The sequence below is a fragment of the Mycolicibacter virginiensis genome (genome assembly GCF_022374935.2).
Classification (GTDB): domain Bacteria; phylum Actinomycetota; class Actinomycetes; order Mycobacteriales; family Mycobacteriaceae; genus Mycobacterium; species Mycobacterium virginiense.
In genome coordinates, this window is sequence record NZ_CP092430.2 from 4,840,834 (window position 1) to 4,859,224 (window position 18,391).

The following is an 18,391-nucleotide window of genomic DNA, read 5'->3' on the forward strand; positions in this document are numbered from 1 at the left end:
TTGTACACATCTCGATAATGTGTGCAAGTGCCCGGTGAGACGTCGTCGAAACCGCTCCCCACGCCGCTGCTCCTGGCCGCCACCGAGACCCTGCGCCATCTCGGCCCCCGGCGCTTCAGCCTGACCGCGGTTGCCGAAACGGCGGGCGTGTCACGCGGCACCGTGCACAACGCCTTTGGCACCCGCGATGACGCCATCGCCGCCGCACTCGACCATCTGTCCGCGGCATTCATCGCGACCATGGCCGCCGAGGTCAACGAGCTCGACACCCTGGCCGAGCAGGTTGCGGCCGCGGCGGTGCTGATCTCGGCGCATCGCCGCAGATCGGCGGCCGAGCCGCGCACGATCAATCAGAGCGTGCTGGTCCTGCTGCTCGAGCACGGCGGCGACGACCTGATGCAGCGCTCGGTGGCACTCTGGATGCCACTGGTGCGTGCCGCGCAGCGCCGCGGTGAAGTCGACAACACTCTCGACGCCGGCCGCGCCGGGGAATGGATCGTGCGGATGCTGTTCAGCTTCGAGCTGCTGCCGCCGATGCGGGTGAATCTGGACAATGCCCGCGCCGTGCGCCGCTTCGTCAGCGACCACATCATCGACGGACTAACCGGAGGCCACCGTGACTCACCCTGAACCGTTGCCACTACGCGTCCCCGAAGCCGAACTCGATGATCTGCGCCGCCGGCTCGCCAACACCCGCTGGCCGGCGGAGATCGAGGGCGCCGCCTGGGATTACGGCACCGACCAAAGCTTCCTGCGCTCTGTGGTGGAGCACTGGCTGCACGCATACGACTGGCGACGCGTCGAGTCCGAGGTCAACGCGCTCGGGTCGTTCGTCACCGAGGCCGCCGGGCAGCGTGTGCACTTCCTGCACATCCGGTCATCCGAGCCCGACGCCATCCCCCTGCTGATCACCCACGGCTGGCCCGGCTCGATTGTGGAGTTCCTGGATGCAGTGCCGCTGCTACGGAAGCGATTCCACGTCGTGGTCATCTCGATGCCCGGCTACGGGTTCTCCGGGCCCACCCGTCGGACCGGTGTCGACGTTGCGGCCGTGGCAGCCGCAGCAGACGACGTCATGGGGCAGCTGGGCTATCACCGTTATGTCGCCCAAGGCGGCGACTGGGGCGCGCTGGTCACCCGCCACCTCGGCGAGCACTACGCGGGCCGCGTCGCGGCCATTCACACCAACATGTGCTTCGCGCCGCCCGATCACGACAACTCCGAACTGATGGCCGCGGTGACACCGGCAGAGCAGGCGGCGATCATCGACTCGGTACAGCGCACCGCCGACGGCACCGCATACCTGAACCAGCAGGCCACCCGCCCCCATTCGCTGGGCTTTGGCCTCGACGACTCACCGGTGGGCCTGGCCGGCTGGATTCTGGAGAAGTTCCACGCCTGGTGCGACATTCGCGAGGGCATGCCGATCAGCACCGATCGGCTCATCGACAACCTGATGTTCTATTGGCTGACGGTGACCGCGACGTCGTCGGCTCGGCTGTACTGCGAGTCGGCCCGCGCCGGCAACGGCGCGCTCAGCTCGTGGCAGGGGCGCGTCGCCGTGCCGACCGGCTACGCGGTTTACCCCTATGAGCTACTGCAGACGCCGCGGGCGTGGGCCGCCAACCGCTACAACCTCGTTCACTACAGCGTCGCCGACCGCGGGGGGCACTTCGCCGCCTTCGAGCAGCCCGCGATCTTCGCCGCCGACCTGGTGGCATTCGCCGACGTGCTGGCACAGCAGGCGGTGTTCTAGTTCGTCAGCTCAGCGCGATACCCAGTTCGTCGGCGAACGTCCGGATCATGTGCTGGACGCCGATTTCGTTGCGGCCGATGATCATATGGTCGTGCTGGCCGTGGCGGACCCCCTCGCCACATTGCGGCAGCATGGTGAAGTCCTCATCGCGCACCGCCGCGTGGACGGCGGCGAAGATCGTGTCGTAACCGGAGCGGGTGGCGTCGTCGACGGCCGGAACCCGGGCCAGCCAGCTGTGCCGGACCGTGCAGCGGGTCGGGGATCCGGCGGGCAGGATGTCGATGACCTCCACGCCGACGGAGCTGTTCGCCAAGATGATGTTCGGGTAGATCCAATAGATCAGCCCCATGTTGTCGCGCACATCCCACGAAGCGTTCGCGTCGCTTTCCAGGTTCGTGATCCAGTTGAACGGGAAGCCCATTCGATGGTGCCTGCCGAAGCGGTCGTGGATCGACGTGTTCGCCAGGGCGTTCTGACCGATGAGGCTCTCACCGTGCACGAACGGGAAGTGGTAGCTCTCAGCGAACGCCTCCAAGGCGCCCTTCCACGACACCTCGGACTCGAATTCGCGGTAGTCGTGGTAGCCGAAGGAGGTGTAGTTCAACGCTTCCAGGTCGGGGCCGACGTCGCCGAGGTGCGCCTCGACATCGATGTCGGCACCGACCGTCAGCACGGCCCAGATGAATCCGTGGCTCTCGGTGTTGGGCAGTTCGACCAGCCCATAGTCGTCCTTGGCCATTCCGGTGAAGCCGGTGCTGCCTGGGACGCTCAGCAGCTTCCCGTCGTTGCGGTAGGTCCATGCGTGATACGGGCAGGTGAAGCGTGCCGCACTGCCTTCCCCGCAGGCCGGCTTCGCGCCGCGGTGGCGACAGTAGTTGAGGAAGACGTGGCTGCGGCCGTCCTTGTCCCGTGTGACCAGGAGCGAATCTCCCAGCACCGACCGCACGACGTAGTCGTTGGGCTCCGACACCTGCACGCTCGGGACAATCGCCAGCGGGGTGCGGCGAAGGATCTGGGACTCCTCGATCTCGGTGACCTTCGCGTCCCGGTAGTAGTGCAGCGGTACCCGCAGCACGTCGTCCGCCATCTCGGTGGTCTTGTCGAGCACCAACCGCAGTGCCCGCCGAGTGAGTTCGGTGTCCAGCGCACCGGTGCGCTCTTGCGGAGGGATCGTCACCAGAAGCCCCTTTCGGCGTCGTTATTCCAGACCATACACATGACACATATGTATGGTCCATTAAGACGCCGAGCAAGCGGTAACGTTCGCTCATGCGCACCCACGGCTGGTCGGGCGCAAAACCGGCCGACGATGACGAGGCCGTCGCCCGCCTCCTCGATGCCGCCCGGCGGCGAATCGATCAGTCCGGGATGAACTTCGGGATCTCCGATGTGGCCAAGGACGTCGGCGTCACCCGCCAGACGGTGTATCGCTATTTCCCCAGTACCGAGGCGCTGCTGATCGCGACCGCAGTCACTGAGGTCGACCCCTTCCTCGATGGCCTGGCCGACCACGTCCGCGGTATCCACAATCCAGCCGAGGCCGTCGTGGAGGGCATCGCGCACACCTTGGAACTGCTGCCCGACGAGCGCTACATGAGCCTGCTGCTGACGCCCGGCAAAGCCAGCGCGTTCTCCGCCGGAGTCACCTCGGATGCGGCGTGTGCGTTCGGGCGCTCGATCGTCGAACGATTCGACGTCGACTGGGCCGCCGCGGGTTTCACCAGCGACGACCTGGATCAGCTGGTGGAGTTCATGCTGCGCGTGCTGCAGTCGCTGGTCATCGACCCCGGCCGCCCACCACGCCGCGGCGCCCAGCTGCGGGCCTTCTTGCGACGCTGGGTGGCTCCGGCGATCACACCGACGTAGTCACCCGCGGCCGCTGCCGCAGTGGCCGCTTCCGCACGATCGTCGGCCACCAGAACCACGGCCCGTATATCCGCACCAGTGACGGCACGATGAACGACCGCACGATCAGCGTGTCGAGCAGCAGACCGATACACACCGTCGATCCCAGCTGTCCGATGGTCCGCAGATCGCTGGCGAGCATCGCCAGCATGGTGAACGCGAATACCAGGCCCGCCGATGTCACCACGCCACCAGTGCTGCCCAGCGCCCGGATCAGGCCGGTGTTGAGTCCGGCACCGAGTTCCTCTTTGAGCCGGGCGATCAGCAGCAGGTTGTAGTCCGAGCCGACCGCCACCAGGATGATGAACGTCAGCGGCAGAATCAGCCAATGCAGATGCAGCCCGATCAGATGCTGCCAGATCAATACCGACAGTCCGAACGCTCCGGCATAAGAGAACGCGACGGTTCCGGGAATCACCAACGCCGCCACCAGGCTTCGAGTGATCACCAGCATGATCAGGAAGATCAAGACGAAGGCGGCGATCGCGGCGATCAGCAGATCCGACCGTGAGTACTGCTGAATGTCTTTGTTGTTCGAGCCCGAGCCACCGATATAGATCTTCGCGCCGGCCAGCGAGGTCTCCTTCAAGGCGACCTTGATCGCCTCGGGGAACCGCTCCACGTGCTCGACGCCCTCGGGACCCATCGCGTTTCCTTCGTGGGTGACGATGAACCGAGCGGCCTTGCCGTCCGGGGACATCATCAGCTGCATCCCGGTTTTGACGTCCGCGTTGTCGAACGCCGGGCGGGGCATGTAGAAGAAGTCGTCGCTTCCGGAGGCGTCGAAGTCGTTGCCGACATTGATCATGTCGCCGTACGTTTGATCGGTGTTGTCCGCCTGAATGCTCGTGGGGCCGTAAGTGTTCACGATCAGAGCCTGCAACGCGATCTGGTCGTCGGCCATCTTGTTCAGTTGCGCGACCATCTGCGGCAGCAGCGTATCGACGACCTCCAGATGCGATACCGCGTCTTTGATGTTCGCCGCCAGTTTGTCGACGCTGTCCATCATGTCCCACAGTGACCGAAACGCCCAGCAGACCGGGATATCGAAACAGTGTGGTTCCCAATAGAAATAGCTTCGGATGGGCCTCATGAAGTCATCGAGGTTGGAGATCTGCTCGTCCATCTGCTCGGTGACGGCCTGCATCTCCTCCATGGTGAGCACTGTGGAATGCAGTTCGTCGGCCAGTTTCTGCGTCAACGCGATCGTGCTCTGCAGCACCACCACCGAATGCGCCATGATCTGCGCCTGCCGTTCGGTGTTGGCGTTCTGCTCCCGGGTGAACGGCAGTTGCTGGCCATTCCCGCTGCCCTGGGTGGTGAACAGGTAGGGCAGCGACGCGTGCTCCAGTGCGCGCCCCATGGGCCGGGTGATGCTCTGCACCATCGCGACGCCGGGAAGCCGGATGAGCGCCTTGGCCACCCGGTCCAAGGAGATGAAGTCCGCCGAGTTGCGCATGTCGTGATCCGACTCGATCATCAGCATCTCGGAGAATAGTTTGCTTTGCGGGAAATGCCGGTCGGCGGCCGCGAACCCGATGTTGGCCGCCGAGTCGTGCGGCTGGTAGCTGCGGTCGTCGAAGCTGACCACATAGGTCGGCACGAAGATCGCCCCCGCAGCCACCGCGGCGACGCTGGCCGTCAGGATGGGCTTGGGCCACCGGACCACGCTGGTGGCGATTCGGCGGTACAGCCGTGCCTTGACCTGCTGGCGAGGATCGAACAGCCCGATCAGGCTGCCCACACTCAGAATCGCCGGTCCGAGCGTCAACGCGCCGGTGACCGTCAGCACCATGCTGAGCGCCACCGCGGGCCCCATCGTGTTGAAGTAGTTCAAGCGGGCGAAACTCAGGCAGAACGCCGCGCCGGCGATCGTGAGCCCGGAACCCAGGATCACGTGCGACACCCCGCGATACGCCGTGTAGAACGCGTCTTCACGGCTCTCGCCGTTCAGCCGCGCCTCGTGGTAGCGGCCCATCAAGAAGATGCCGTAATCGGTTCCCGCGCCCAGGGTCAGGGCAACGACCAAGTTCACCGCGAACGACGACAGCTGGATGTAGCCGAAGTGGCCGAGGGTCGCGATGACCCCCTTGGCCGCCAGCATCAGGATCAGCACGCCGAACAGCGGCACCAGCATGGTGATGTAGGACCGGTAGACCAGCAGCAGCATGAAGATGATGAGGAAGATCGTCGCGATCGTGATGTTGTTCAGGCTCGAATTCGCGATCGCGACGGTGTCGGCGGCCAGCGGTGCCGCACCGCTGACGTAGACGGTCAGCCCCGGCGGCGGGTCGGAGGCGGCGACCGTGTGCCGCACTGCGGCCACGGAGTCGTTGGCTTGCAACTGCCCGATGTCGCCGGCCAGCCGCAGCAGCACGTAGGCGGCCTTGCCGTCGACGCTCTGGGCCCCGGCCGCGGTGATCGGCTTCCCCCAGGTGTCCATCACGTACTGGACGTGTTCGGTGTCGGCCTGCAGCGTGCGCACCAGAGCGTCGTAGTAGCGGTGGTCCTGCTCCCCCAGTAGACGATCGGCTTCCAGCACCAGCATCGTCATGCTCGTCGAGTCGGACTCCTGGAACTTCTCCCCGATCGCCAGCATCGCGGCCTGGGATGGGGCATAGCTGGGGACCATCGGGCCGGCGAGTTCCTCGGCGACCCTCTCCACCTGCGGCACAAAGGTATTGGTCACCACCGCCAACAATGCCCAGAACACGATGATCGGAATGGACAGCATGCGGACCAGCCGGGCCACCAGTGGGCGGGCCGCGCGATGCTGGCTCATGCGGACTTCACCCGGCAACTGATGTCGGCGTTGGGGTGGGCATTGGTGCGCTCGTCGCGAATCACGTCGTCGACCAGGATCCGGCAACCGACATAGTCGCCGCGCACCTGCGCCGAGATACTGCCGGACACCACCGTGAGCATCGTCGTCTCCTCATGAGTCCACGGCAGGGTGCCCAGCTCGACCGTGTGCGGGTGCCCGTCGATGTCGACGTAGGACAGCAAGGCGCCCGCGCCGACGGAGCCGAACACCTCGTAGGTGAGCTTCTTCGGGTTGAACTTCTCTGCCGCCTGGGGCGGATTGACGGTCAGCACCGGCCCCGGTGCCGACATCTGGTGAACCTTCCACATGCCCAGCACGCCTAAGCCGAGCGCGATGACCGCGACCAACGGCATCCAGGTGCGTGCCAGCAGTGACCGCCGCGGTGCACGGGAGCTCATTCGTCCGCCTCGTCCGGCAGCGCCGGGAGCCGCTTCTTCAGCTTCGCCGTCCGCAGCAGCTGGGCGGTCACATTGAATGCGCCGAGCATCGGAATGAGCCCCAGGAAGGTCCGCTCCGACGGAGTGGCACCGTGTAGCTGCTCCAGGCTGCCGAGGACGTAGAAGCATCCGAGCGAGAAGATCGTGGCGGGAATGCAGAAGGCCAGCGGGCTTCGCTGATCGTCGATCGTGCGGGTGGCGAACTCCAGCTCCTGCGGTGCCAGCGCCTCGCCCTTGCGGACCTTGGCCAGTACGGATTTTCGGGCGCCGATTCCTTCGCTGATCGGAAGGGGCGGCCGGTTGCGCAATCGCCGGATGTAGCGAAACGTCCCGGTCGCGAAGACCAGTAACGCCACGAAAGCGACCACCGCAAGGTCACCGAAGAGGTGCCAATTAGTGCCGAACATGGTCCAGCTCATGGCAACGCCCGCCCCCGATCTGTAGCGCGCACGCAGTGCGCGGCTGCACTCCCGGATGGACAGCTCCACCCGAACGCGGACACTATACGTCCCCTAATGAGACGTCAACGTCCGATATATGGACGCGCGACAAGATATCATCCGGTCATGGACGCCGATGACCGGACGCTGACCGGGTCGCAAGCACGCACACGGGCGGCGATCCTCGAGGCGACGGCGTCGGTGCTCGCCCGCGACCGCACCGCCACGTTGCCCGAGATCGCTGCGGCCGCCCAGGTCGCTCGCTCGACCCTGCACCGCTATTTCGCCGACCGGGAGCGGCTGATCTACGAAACCACTCTGGATTCGGTCCGCATCATCAGCGACATCCTCGCGACGGCAGCGACAGCAGAGGGCCCGGCCGTCGAGGCGATGCGGCGGGTGATCACCACCCTGGTACCCGAAGGCGATCGGATCGTGTTCCTGTTCGCTGACCCCGCGGTACTGCGCGATATCCCCGCCGAGCATCTGCCGAACTCCGCGCCGATCCTTGAACTCATCGCGCGCGGCCAAGAAGAAGGCGTCTTCGACCCCGGCCTCAGCACGGAATGGATCCGGATCGCGTTGTTCGGGATGATGGTCAAAGCCTGCAGCGACGCAGCACACGGCCTCATCTCCCGCCACAGCATCGTCCCGACACTCACGCGAATCTTCGAGCGCGGCGTGACCGCCCCGTTTTAGCAACTCAAGTCACGTCGCGGTGGCATCGTTATCCGCATAACAACGACCTGTTGCCAGCCCGCCAGAGCTACTACGCTCTGTCGTAGTAGTTGCCCTGCAGCTCCGGGAGATCGCCCATGGATGTTGTCGACGTATCGCGGTGGCAGTTCGGGATCACCACCGTCTATCACTTCATATTTGTGCCGCTGACCATCGGTTTGGCCCCGCTGGTCGCGGTCATGCAGACGGTGTGGGTGCTCACCGACAACGTGGCCTGGTATCGGCTGACGAAGTTCTTCGGCAAGCTGTTCTTGATCAACTTCGCCCTGGGAGTTGCCACCGGGATCGTGCAGGAATTCCAGTTCGGAATGAACTGGAGCGAATACTCACGGTTCGTCGGCGACGTGTTCGGTGCACCGCTGGCGATGGAAGGACTGGCCGCCTTCTTCTTCGAGTCCACCTTCATCGGCCTGTGGATCTTCGGCTGGAGCCGACTGCCGCGGGTGGTGCACCTGCTGTGTATCTGGGTGGTCGCGATCGCCACCAACGTGTCGGCGTTCTTCATCATCGCCGCCAACTCGTTCATGCAGCACCCGGTCGGCGCTCACTTCAATCCGGAGACCAAGCGTGCCGAATTGGACAGCATCATGGCGCTGTTCACCAACAACACCGCCCAGGCCGCGCTGTCGCACGCGGTCGCCGGCGCATTCTTGACGGCCGGGACGTTCGTCGCCGCGGTAAGCGCCTGGTGGATGGTCCGGTCCCGTGCCGGCGGCGCCCCGCAGGGCGCCGACAGTGACGCGGCAACCATGTACCGGCCGGCGACCATTCTTGGATGTTGGGTCGCGCTGGTCGCCGCGGTTGGGCTGTTCTTCACCGGCGACATCCAAGGCAAGCTGATGTTCGTCCAGCAACCGATGAAGATGGCGTCAGCGGAATCGTTGTGCGACACCGCCACCGACCCCAGCTTCTCGGTTCTGACCGTCGGGCGGCAGAACAACTGCGACCATCTGACCCGGGTGATCGAAGTGCCCTATGTCTTGCCGTTCCTGGCCGAGGGCCGATTCAACGGCGTTCGGCTCGACGGGGTCCGCGACATCCAGCAGCACTTCGAGCAGAAGTTCGGCCCCGGCGACTACCGGCCAAACCTGTTCGTCACGTACTGGTCGTTCCGCGCGATGATCGGGCTCCTGCTGTTGCCGGTGCTGTTCGCGATGGTCGCGTTGTGGCTGACGCGCCGCGGGCAGATCCCCCAGCAACGCTGGTTCTCCTGGTTGGCGCTGCTGACCATCCCTACCCCGTTCCTGGCCAACAGTGCCGGCTGGGTCTTCACCGAAATGGGCCGTCAGCCTTGGGTTGTCGCCCCCAACCCGACCGGGGACCCGAATGTGCGACTGACCGTCGCCCAAGGTGTGTCGGGGAACAGCGTGGGTGTGGTGGTCACCTCGCTGGTGATGTTCACCCTGGTTTATGCGCTGCTCGCGGTGATCTGGTTCTGGTTGATCAGACGCTATGTGGCCGAGGGACCACTGGAGCACGACGCCGAACCCGCGCCGCCGGCACCGCCCGCCGAGAACGAAGTGGCGCCACTGTCGTTCGCCTACTGACGTAGAAGGGGGTCGTCGCGATGGACCTACAACAGGTGTGGTTCGTACTGGTCGCGGTGCTGTTTCTCGGATTCTTCGTCTTGGAGGGCTTCGACTTCGGGGTGGGGATGCTGATGGCGCCGTTCGGGCGGGTGAGCACCCAGGACCCCGAAGCCCACCGTCGGACCGCGCTGAACACCATCGGCCCGGTCTGGGACGGCAACGAGGTCTGGTTGATCACCGCCGGCGGTGCGATGTTCGCCGCGTTCCCGGGCTGGTATGCCACGGTGTTCTCGACGCTGTACCTGCCGCTGCTGGCAATCCTGTTCGGCATGATCGTGCGCGCCGTCGCGATCGAGTGGCGCGGCAAGGTCGATGACCCGAAGTGGCGCGCCTGGGCCGACCTCGGGATCGCCGCCGGTTCCTGGCTGCCGGCGATTCTGTGGGGCGTGGCGTTCGCGGTCCTGGTCCGTGGCCTGCCGGTGGACGCCGATCACCATGTCCGCCTGGCCTTCAGCGACGTGATCAACGCCTACACCCTGCTGGGGGGTCTGGCCACCGGCGGACTGTTCCTGTTTTATGGCGCGGTCTTCACCGCGTTGAAAACGGCCGGGACGATCCGAGACGATGCGCACCGCTTCGCGACCAGGCTGGCGCTGCCGGTGACCGCGCTGGTCGGCGGCTTCGGGTTGTGGACACAACTCGCCTACGGCACCGGCTGGACGTGGCTGGTGCTGGGCGTCGCGGTGGTCGCGCAGCTGGCCGCGGTGACGCTGGTGTGGCGCCGGGTGTCCGACGGCTGGGCTTTCGCCTGTAGCGCGGTGGTCGTCGCAGCGGTGGTCATCTTGTTGTTCGGCGCCCTGTACCCGGCGCTGCTGCCCTCCACGCTGGATCCGCAGTGGAGCCTGACGATCTACAACGCGTCGTCGACGCCGTACACGTTGAAGATCATGACCTGGGCCGCGGTGATCTTCGCTCCGCTGGCGATGGTGTACCAGGGTTGGACGTATTGGGTGTTCCGGCAACGGATCTCAGCGGATCAGATTCCGCCGTCCATCGGGTTGGCGAGGCAGCAGTCCTGAGTACCCGGGCCTCTCGGGCGCCGCTGGACCCGCGGCTCTGGCTGGCATCGACGGCGGTGCGCCGCTTCCTGCTGGCTATGGTGGGCTGCGGAGTGGTTATTTCGGCCTGTGCAATCGGGTCCGCAATCGTGTTGGCCGACATCGTGTCTGGAGTGATCACCGAACCGTCGACTCGAAGCGTCGCGCATTGGTCACCGCTGCTGGCCACACTTGCGCTGTTGTGGACGGTGCGCACCCTGGCGCATTGGTTGCAGGCTCGCCTTGGCCAGCGCGGAGCCAGCGCGGTGATCGCCGACCTGAGCGGGCAGGTGCTGGCCGCTGTCACCGCACGCTCCCCTCGCCGGCTGGCTGCCGAACGAGACGCCGCCGCAACGGTGGTCACCCGGGGATTGGACGGCCTGCGACCCTATTTCACCGCTTACCTGCCCGCATTGTTGCTGGCGGCGATTCTGACCCCGGTGACCGTGCTGGTGATCGCCCTCTACGACCGACGCGCGGCGGTGCTCGTCATGATCACGCTGCCGCTGATCCCAGTGTTCATGGTGTTGATCGGCCTGGCCACCGCGGATCGCTCGGCGGCGGCGTTGGCAGCCATGACGACATTGCAGGCACGGCTGCTGGATCTGATCGCCGGCATCCCGACCCTGCGCGCCCTCGGGCGGGCGGCCGGGCCGGAGCGGCGCATCGCCGAACTGTCCGACGCGCAGCGGCGGTCGACGATGGCCACCCTGCGGATCGCGTTCCTGTCGGCACTGGTGCTCGAACTGCTGGCCACGCTGAGCGTGGCGGTGGTGGCCGTCAGCATCGGTCTGCGACTGGTGTTCGGCGAGATGAGCCTGACTGCCGGCCTGACGGTGTTGCTGCTGGTTCCCGACGTGTATTGGCCCCTGCGCCGGATCGGGGTGGAGTTTCACGCCGCCGAGGATGGGCGTGCCGCCGTCGAGAGGGCCTTTGCGCTGATCGGCGAATCACCTCGCCCGGCGCCGGGTAGCCGCACGGTATCCGCACGTGGCGCGCGGATTCTCCTCGATTCGCTCTGCGTGGCCGGCCGAGACGGCGATGCGCCGGCCGGCCTGACCGCGCTGATCGAACCCGGCCAAGTCACGGTGCTGACCGGAGCCAACGGGGCCGGCAAAAGCACCGCGCTCACCGCTGTCGCCGGCCTCACCGAACCCAACTCTGGGCGCATCACGGTGGCCGGTGTCGACATCGCCGACCTGGACCTGTCGGCGTGGTGGGCCCAATTGTTTTGGCTGCCACAGCGGCCGGCGCTGATCCCGGGCACGGTGGCGCAGAACCTGGCGTTGTTCGGCGAACTTGCCGACGCCGACGGGGCTTGCGCGGCAGCCGGATTCGACGAGGTGATTGCGGGACTTCCCGACGGGCTGCACACCGTGTTGGGTCGCGGCGGTGTCGGTTTGTCATTGGGGCAGCGGCAGCGGCTGGGGTTGGCGCGAGCGCTGGGGTCCACGGCCCCGGTGCTGTTGCTCGACGAGCCGACGGCCCACCTAGATGCCGCAACCGAGCAACGGGTCCTGGCCGCGCTGGTGCGACGCGCTCGCGGTGGCGCAACCGTAGTGGTGGTGGGCCACCGCGCGCCGGTGCTGGCGATCGGCGATCGAGTCATAACCGTGCACAGTGAGGGGGTCGTCGACCATGCGCCGGCCTGATCCGCTGTGGGAAGCCCTCGAGCTACTGCGGCCGCGCCTGCCCCGGCTGCTGTTGGCCGGCCTGCTCGGGACATTGTCGCTGTGCAGCGCGCTCGCGTTGGCCGCGATCTCCGCCTGGCTGATCACTCGGGCCTGGCAGATGCCGCCGGTACTGGACCTGTCGATCGCCGTGGTGGCGGTACGCACGTTTGCGATCTCGCGCGGCGTGCTGCACTACTGCGAGCGGCTGGTAAGCCACGACGCAGCGCTGCGGGCCGCAGGCAGTGCCCGCGGCGGACTCTACCGGCGACTGGCCCACGGACCGGTGCAGGCCGCAGTGCGGTTGCCCAGTGGTGAGTTGGTGGCGCGGGTGGGCGCCGATGTCGACGAACTGGCCGACGTCCTGGTACGTGCGCTGCTGCCGATCGCGGTCGCCATGGTGCTGGGCGTGGTCGCCACCGCGGTGATCGCGGCGATCTCGCCGGTGGCAGCGGCGGTCCTGGCCGCCTGCCTGCTGGTCGCCGGTGCGGTGGCGCCGTGGCTGGCCGCGCGGGCCGCCGCGGCCCAGGAACACACGGCCCGCGACCACCTCGCCGAGCGTGACGTCGCGGCGATGGAGGCGCTCGACCACGCCCCCGAGCTGCGAATCGCCGGGCTGCTGCCCGCCGTCATCGGTGAGTCCCAACACCGGCAGCGGGCGTGGGCCACGGCCCTGGACGGGGCCGCCAAACCGGCCGCGATCGCCGCCGCGCTGCCTACCGCCGCGATCGGGGTCAGTGTGCTGGGCGCGGTGGTGACAGGGATCGGGCTCGCCGATGCCGTGGCGCCCACCACCCTGGCCGTGCTCATGCTGTTGCCGCTGTCCGCGTTTGAGGCGACCACCGCCCTGCCCGGGGCCGCCGTCGCGTGGACCCGCGCACGGATCGCGGCACGGCGGCTGCTCGACCTGGCACCGGCAGCCCCCGTGGCTGCGAACACGCCGACGGTCCACCCGGCGGATTCAACCCGTACGCCGGCACTGCACGCCGAGGGGCGTTCCGGATATCGAGAAGATCAGTGCGTCCAGGTGCAGCTTGATCTGGCTCCCGGAGACCGGCTGGCGATCACCGGTCCCAGCGGGGCCGGCAAGACCACGCTGCTGATGACCCTGGCCGGTCTGCTGGCACCGCTGGCCGGTCGCGTTTCCCTAGACGGGACCGCACTGCAGGAGCTATCCGAAGCCGACCTGCGATTGGCGATCAGCTTTTTTGCCGAGGACGCGCATATCTTCGCGACCACAGTTCGCGACAACCTGCTGGTGGCTCGGGGCGATTGCGGCGACGACGAACTGTCCGCCACCTTGGGCCGGGTGGGACTCGGGCCCTGGCTGGCCCGCCTGCCCGACGGTCTGGCAACCGTGCTGGCCGGCGGCGCCGAGGCAGTGTCGGCAGGTCAGCGGCGGCGCCTGTTGCTGGCTCGGGCCCTGCTCTCGCCAGCCCGGATCGTGCTCCTCGACGAACCCACCGAGCACCTGCACGCCGCCGACGCGGACGAACTCCTGCGCGACGTCTTGGCCGTGCCCGGGCTGTTCGGAGCCGACCGGACCGTTGTGGTGGCCACCCACCACCTGCCGAATGACGGCGCAGCGCCCGGCTTCGCCGCGCTTGCGATCCCCGCTGACCCGCTGGCGGAGACCCGCAGCGCCCGGCTTCGCCGCGCTTGCGATCCCCGCTGACCCGATGGCGGAGACCCGCAGCGCCCGGCTTCGCCGCGCTTGCGATCCCCGCTAGGGTGCATTAGTCGGCTTTCCGCAAACCCGCCGATAGAACGGTTGAGTCAACTCATGACCACAGCAGAGACGTCGGCGCTGGAATCGCGGGTCGGCCACTACTACCAGATGGACGGCACTTACCTGGTGGGCCGGGAGAAGGTTCGCGAGTACGCGCGCGCCGTGCAGGACTATCACCCCGCACACTGGGACGTCGCCGCCGCTGCGGAAATGGGCTACTCGGGTCTGGTGGCGCCATTGACGTTCACCTCGACTCCGGGCATGGCGTGCAACCGACGCATGTTCGAATCCGTCGTCGTGGGCTACGACACCTACATGCAGACCGAAGAGGTCTTCGAGCAGCACCGCCCGATCGTCGACGGCGACGAACTGACCATCGACGTAGAGCTGACCTCGGTGCGCCGGATCGCCGGCCGCGACCTGATCACCGTCACCAACACCTTCACCGACACGGCGGGCGAAGTGGTGCACACCCTGCACACCACCGTCGTCGGCGTCACCGCCGAGGACATCGGCCCGGAGGTCAAGACGGCGGTGCAGCGCGCGATGATGCACGACGTCAACATCCTTGACGTCGGCGAATCGGCCGCCCGCTACGAAAAGACGGTGCGGCCCGCCGGCGAAATCCGGATCTCCGAGGGTGGCCTGACCCGCACCCCAGCGACACCGTCCTTCGACGACGTGAAGGTCGGCGACGCACTGCCGGTGCATCACACCCGGCTGTCCCGGGGCGACCTGGTGAACTATGCCGGCGTGGCCGGCGACGCCAACCCCATCCACTGGGACGAGGAGATCGCCAAGCTGGCCGGCCTCCCCGATGTGATTGCGCACGGCATGCTCACCATGGGTCTGGGCGCGGGCTTCGCCTCCTCCTGGACCGGTGACCCGGGCGCCGTCACCCGCTACGCCGTTCGACTCTCCGCGCCCGCGATCGTGTCCGCCAAGGAAGGCGCCGACATCGAATTCAGTGGCCGGATCAAGTCGCTGGACGCGGCGACGCGCAGCGGTATCATCTTGGTCGCCGCGAAATCCGAAAACCGGAAGATCTTCGGCCTCGCGACCATGAACGTCCGCTTCCGCTGACCTCAGCCTCAGTACGAGAACCTTCAAGTCTGACAGGCCGCCTGCAGCACAGCGACAGGGAAGATCCAGTTCGCTGACAGCTAGTTTCCAGTAAACACTGCGTACTATCAGTCCGACTGAGATGACGCTTGTGAAGAGAATTCCGCCCGAACGTAGAGGCGTAGACCGGACTCGACAAACCGGCTGATGACGCAGCCGGATAACTCGAACCGGCTGCGATTTCTCTTGTTTGGAATTAACGGCATTAGGGCCGTCAAAAAGCTTGATGTAAGCGGGGAATCGCTGCAGCTAGCTTGATGACAGCTGCCTCACAACAGTTTTCAAAGATGTACTGGTACCACTATCAACTGAAGAAGTCGCACGCTGTTTACATCGCGGGAACCTTGAATAGACAACGGCCGTCTAGGGTTTGGGTTTCGACGGCGAGTTTCGAGCGTCGGCGATCAGAAAACGCGTGACGTAAGGAGTCACCCGAGATGGATTTTGCTGCATTGCCACCGGAGATCAACTCCGGCCGGATGTACGCGGGTGCGGGCTCCGGCCCCCTGCTGGCGGCCGCTTCGGCTTGGGACGCACTCGCGGCGGAATTGGGTTCTGCGGCTTCGTCCTACGAGTCGGTCGTGTCGAGCCTTACCGGAGAATGGTCCGGTCCGTCGTCCACTTCGATGGCCGCCGCGGCCGAACCCTACGTGACGTGGATGAGCACGACCGCCGCACAAGCCGAGCTCTCTGCCAACCAGGCTCGCGCCGCCGCGGCAGCCTACGAGGCGGCCTTCGCGGCCACCGTGCCACCGCCCGTGGTCGCGGCAAACCGGACGCAGCTGGCAACCCTGATCGCGACGAACTTCCTCGGGCAGAACACGCCGGCGATCGCGGCCACCGAAATTCACTACGCGGAGATGTGGGCGCAGGACGCCGGGGCGATGTACGGCTACGCCGGATCAGCAGCGGCCGCAACGCAGCTCGCCCCGTTCAACCAGCCCCCGGAGACCACAAACCCGACCGGCACGGCCAATCAAGCGGCGGCATTGGCTGAAGCCACCGGAAACTCGGCTACTTCCAACATCTCGCAGCAGGTCTCCCAGCTACTCAATGCGATGCCCCAGGCGCTGCAGTCGTTGGCCTCCAACCCGGTTGGGACCGCGGCGGCGACAACATCGGGTTCAATGCTGGACAACTGGAACTTGATCTTCTCCACACTGACCGGGCCCACGACCCCGCTCGGCTGGTCGACAATCCCCGGTGGCTATTGGCTGGCGTTCGGACAGCTGTACTCGTGGATCATGAACGGAATGGCTGCGCAGTCCTTCTTCGCCGGACCGAAAGCCATTACCGGAGCTCTGCTGCCGCTGGCGCCGTTGGCGCACTCGGCGCTACCGATGGCAAGTCTGAGCAGTGCAACCGGCGCGCTGGGCAACGCGGCATCGGTAGGCAAGCTCTCGGTGCCGGCCTCTTGGGCCGTTGCGGCACCCGCGACCAAACTGGTCAGCATGGCTTCGTCACTGCCTGCGACCCTCGAGGCCGCCCCGATGGCGGCGGTCGCCGGTCAAGACGCCATGTTCGGTGAGATGGCACTGTCCAGTCTGTTGGGCCGCGGCATCGGCGGCACCGCAACCCAAACCGTGGGTGCGGCGACCCGATCCCTGCGTAACAGCGGCGGGTCCGATGCCTTCGGCCCCATTCCGCCCGGTGAAGCCGATCCCGCGGCGGCCACCATCATCGTGATCCCGGCATTGGATGAGTGATCCAGCGATGACGAAACGTGGCCTCCCCCAGCTGACTCAGTCGCACTCGACCAGATAAGGGTGTCGAAATGTACTTCTCTTTGCTCCCGCCAGAAATCAACTCGGCCAACATGTACGCCGGTCCCGGATCCGGGCCGCTCATCGCCGCCGCCACGGCGTGGGGGCGTCTTGCCAGCGAATTAGGCACCGCCGCATCCGAATACAACGCGGTGCTCGCCTCGCTCACCGGTGAATCGTGGACCGGTCCGTCGGCAACGGCGATGACGGCCGCCGCCGAGCCCTTCACCGCCTGGATGTCGACCACCGCGGCCACCGCCGCTCAGGCGGCCGCCCAGGCACAGGCCGCGGCCACCGCCTACGAAGCGGCGCACGCGGCGGTCGTTCCGCCGGAGGTCGTTACGGCCAACCGCACCCAGAACCAGATGCTGTACGCCACGAATTTCCTCGGCCAGAATCTCGCGGCCATCGCGGCCAACGAAGCCCAGTACCTGGAGATGTGGGCGCAAGACGCCGCCGCCATGCAGACTTACGCCGCATCGGCTACCGCGGCCACCAAGATCACCGCGTTCACCGAGCCACCGCAGACCACCACCGGGACCGCCGAAGCGACGTCGGCGGCCAACGCCGGGTCGGCGGCAGCTACCTCGGGCAGCAACTCGATCCTGGATTTCCTGGGCGATTTAGCGACCCAGTACAACACCTTCGTCAACAACCTGCTCACCCAGCTAACCGGCAATCCGAGTGCTCCGGCCAACTTCGCGTCGGTGTTCGCGGCCCTCAAGGGTCCGGCGGGGCTGACCACGCCGTTCAACGACATTTCGTTGCTGACCAACTTCCCCATCCAGAATGCCCTCAAGTTCGGAACCCCGGTGGGCCGGGTTTTCGAAGGCTTGCCGCTCAGCGGCCTCGGCGCCGGGCTGCGGGTGGGCGGCATGGCCGGCCTGACCTCATCAGTGTCGGCCACCATGTCGGAGGCGAACCTGGTAGGAAACCTGTCCGTCCCGCCGAGCTGGGCCTCGGCCAGCCCAGCGATCCGGCTGGCGGCCACCGGTGCCCCCACCGCGGCGCTGGCCGCCGCCCCCGCGTCGGGGATGGCCGGCGGTCTGCTCAACCAGGCGGCGCTGGGCAGCATGGCGGGCGGCGCCCTGGGAAGTGCCACCCCACGCACCGTGCCCAGTGGTCGGATCCGGATTCAGGGTGGCAAGGCGAAGACTCCGGTCAAGCTCGACGCGGTGATCGCCAAGCTGCAGAGCCAGCCCGAGGCGGTCCAACACTGGAATGTCGACCAGGCCGGACTCGACGAACTGCTTGAGGAGCTGTCCCGCAAGCCCGGCGTTCACGCCGTGCATCTCAAGGGCGCCAAGAAGGCCGCAACCCCCCTCAGCTGACGCCCACCAGTGGCGCCAAAACCTTTCCCCGCCTTCCCTGAAAGAGAGAG

Annotated in this window: 15 protein-coding genes; 11 read left to right on the top strand and 4 right to left on the bottom strand. The window is 66.5% G+C overall.

Features of this window, described 5'->3' with window-relative positions; translation table 11 throughout:
* The first annotated feature begins 27 nt into the window (after window positions 1-27).
* The gene (locus MJO54_RS22995) at window positions 28-630 is read left to right on the top strand and encodes a TetR/AcrR family transcriptional regulator (protein ID WP_240175453.1); all 603 of its coding nucleotides are present in this window, start codon (window positions 28-30) and stop codon (window positions 628-630) included.
* The gene (locus tag MJO54_RS23000; protein WP_046282874.1) at window positions 617-1,756 is read left to right on the top strand and encodes an epoxide hydrolase family protein; all 1,140 of its coding nucleotides are present in this window, start codon (window positions 617-619) and stop codon (window positions 1,754-1,756) included. The genes MJO54_RS22995 and MJO54_RS23000 overlap by 14 nt, the downstream gene beginning before the upstream one ends.
* Window positions 1,757-1,760: 4 nt before the next feature.
* On the opposite strand, the gene MJO54_RS23005 is transcribed toward MJO54_RS23000, so the two are convergent.
* Window positions 1,761-2,933 (bottom strand): aromatic ring-hydroxylating oxygenase subunit alpha, encoded by a 1,173-nt coding sequence (locus MJO54_RS23005; protein ID WP_082108050.1) that lies wholly within the window; start codon window positions 2,931-2,933, stop codon window positions 1,761-1,763.
* A gap of 92 nt (window positions 2,934-3,025) precedes the next feature.
* Between MJO54_RS23005 and MJO54_RS23010 the strand changes: the two genes are divergently transcribed.
* Window positions 3,026-3,622 (top strand): TetR/AcrR family transcriptional regulator, encoded by a 597-nt coding sequence (locus MJO54_RS23010; RefSeq protein WP_046282875.1) that lies wholly within the window; start codon window positions 3,026-3,028, stop codon window positions 3,620-3,622.
* Here MJO54_RS23010 and MJO54_RS23015 read toward each other — a convergent pair.
* From MJO54_RS23015 to MJO54_RS23025, 3 genes are read right to left on the bottom strand one after another with little or no spacing between them, the layout of a single operon-like run.
* Window positions 3,609-6,443 carry an MMPL/RND family transporter gene (locus tag MJO54_RS23015; protein ID WP_240175454.1) on the bottom strand — a complete coding sequence of 945 codons (2,835 nt, stop codon included), beginning with the start codon at window positions 6,441-6,443 and terminating at the stop codon, window positions 3,609-3,611. The two genes, MJO54_RS23010 and MJO54_RS23015, sit on opposite strands and share 14 nt — an antisense overlap.
* Window positions 6,440-6,883: an MmpS family transport accessory protein gene (locus MJO54_RS23020; protein ID WP_240175455.1), complete on the bottom strand. Its 444-nt coding sequence runs from the start codon at window positions 6,881-6,883 to the stop codon at window positions 6,440-6,442. Before MJO54_RS23020 ends, MJO54_RS23015 begins: the two co-directional genes overlap by 4 nt.
* The gene (locus MJO54_RS23025) at window positions 6,880-7,341 is read right to left on the bottom strand and encodes a hypothetical protein (RefSeq protein WP_240175456.1); all 462 of its coding nucleotides are present in this window, start codon (window positions 7,339-7,341) and stop codon (window positions 6,880-6,882) included. Before MJO54_RS23025 ends, MJO54_RS23020 begins: the two co-directional genes overlap by 4 nt.
* A 147-nt stretch (window positions 7,342-7,488) precedes the next feature.
* On the opposite strand from MJO54_RS23025, the gene MJO54_RS23030 reads away from it, so the two are divergent.
* The 8 genes from MJO54_RS23030 (at window position 7,489) to MJO54_RS23065 (ending at window position 18,341) form a co-directional block, all read left to right on the top strand.
* Entirely contained in the window at window positions 7,489-8,061 is a 573-nt protein-coding gene (locus MJO54_RS23030) for a TetR/AcrR family transcriptional regulator (RefSeq protein ID WP_082957297.1), read from the top strand.
* 116 nt (window positions 8,062-8,177) lie between these two features.
* A complete protein-coding gene (locus MJO54_RS23035; protein WP_125078285.1) occupies window positions 8,178-9,647 on the top strand; it encodes a cytochrome ubiquinol oxidase subunit I in 1,470 nt (489 codons plus the stop codon).
* 20 nt (window positions 9,648-9,667) lie between these two features.
* Window positions 9,668-10,708: a cytochrome d ubiquinol oxidase subunit II gene (gene cydB, locus MJO54_RS23040; protein WP_105295483.1), complete on the top strand. Its 1,041-nt coding sequence runs from the start codon at window positions 9,668-9,670 to the stop codon at window positions 10,706-10,708.
* 56 nt (window positions 10,709-10,764) lie between these two features.
* Window positions 10,765-12,378: a thiol reductant ABC exporter subunit CydD gene (cydD, locus tag MJO54_RS23045; RefSeq protein WP_105295482.1), complete on the top strand. Its 1,614-nt coding sequence runs from the start codon at window positions 10,765-10,767 to the stop codon at window positions 12,376-12,378.
* Window positions 12,365-14,071: a thiol reductant ABC exporter subunit CydC gene (gene cydC, locus MJO54_RS23050; protein ID WP_240175457.1), complete on the top strand. Its 1,707-nt coding sequence runs from the start codon at window positions 12,365-12,367 to the stop codon at window positions 14,069-14,071. The genes cydD and cydC overlap by 14 nt, the downstream gene beginning before the upstream one ends.
* A gap of 108 nt (window positions 14,072-14,179) precedes the next feature.
* A complete protein-coding gene (locus MJO54_RS23055) occupies window positions 14,180-15,208 on the top strand; it encodes a fused (3R)-hydroxyacyl-ACP dehydratase subunits HadA/HadB (protein ID WP_046284579.1) in 1,029 nt (342 codons plus the stop codon).
* A gap of 476 nt (window positions 15,209-15,684) precedes the next feature.
* The gene (locus tag MJO54_RS23060) at window positions 15,685-16,953 is read left to right on the top strand and encodes a PPE family protein (protein WP_065152897.1); all 1,269 of its coding nucleotides are present in this window, start codon (window positions 15,685-15,687) and stop codon (window positions 16,951-16,953) included.
* Window positions 16,954-17,021: 68 nt separating this feature from the next.
* Window positions 17,022-18,341 carry a PPE family protein gene (locus tag MJO54_RS23065; protein WP_240175458.1) on the top strand — a complete coding sequence of 440 codons (1,320 nt, stop codon included), beginning with the start codon at window positions 17,022-17,024 and terminating at the stop codon, window positions 18,339-18,341.
* Window positions 18,342-18,391 lie beyond the last annotated feature (50 nt).

What these genes read in the sequence shown, in the direction of transcription:
- MJO54_RS23010 (WP_046282875.1), top strand. Translation starts at nt 3,026, where the DNA reads ATGCGCACCCACGGCTGGTCGGGCGCAAAACCGGCCGACGATGACGAG.
- MJO54_RS23055 (WP_046284579.1), top strand. Translation starts at nt 14,180, where the DNA reads ATGACCACAGCAGAGACGTCGGCGCTGGAATCGCGGGTCGGCCACTAC.
- MJO54_RS23065 (WP_240175458.1), top strand. Translation starts at nt 17,022, where the DNA reads ATGTACTTCTCTTTGCTCCCGCCAGAAATCAACTCGGCCAACATGTAC.
- MJO54_RS23020 (WP_240175455.1), bottom strand. Translation starts at nt 6,883, where the DNA reads ATGAGCTCCCGTGCACCGCGGCGGTCACTGCTGGCACGCACCTGGATG.
- MJO54_RS23030 (WP_082957297.1), top strand. Translation starts at nt 7,489, where the DNA reads ATGGACGCCGATGACCGGACGCTGACCGGGTCGCAAGCACGCACACGG.
- MJO54_RS23060 (WP_065152897.1), top strand. Translation starts at nt 15,685, where the DNA reads ATGGATTTTGCTGCATTGCCACCGGAGATCAACTCCGGCCGGATGTAC.
- MJO54_RS23015 (WP_240175454.1), bottom strand. Translation starts at nt 6,443, where the DNA reads ATGAGCCAGCATCGCGCGGCCCGCCCACTGGTGGCCCGGCTGGTCCGC.
- cydC (WP_240175457.1), top strand. Translation starts at nt 12,365, where the DNA reads ATGCGCCGGCCTGATCCGCTGTGGGAAGCCCTCGAGCTACTGCGGCCG.
- cydB (WP_105295483.1), top strand. Translation starts at nt 9,668, where the DNA reads ATGGACCTACAACAGGTGTGGTTCGTACTGGTCGCGGTGCTGTTTCTC.
- MJO54_RS23035 (WP_125078285.1), top strand. Translation starts at nt 8,178, where the DNA reads ATGGATGTTGTCGACGTATCGCGGTGGCAGTTCGGGATCACCACCGTC.
- MJO54_RS23025 (WP_240175456.1), bottom strand. Translation starts at nt 7,341, where the DNA reads ATGAGCTGGACCATGTTCGGCACTAATTGGCACCTCTTCGGTGACCTT.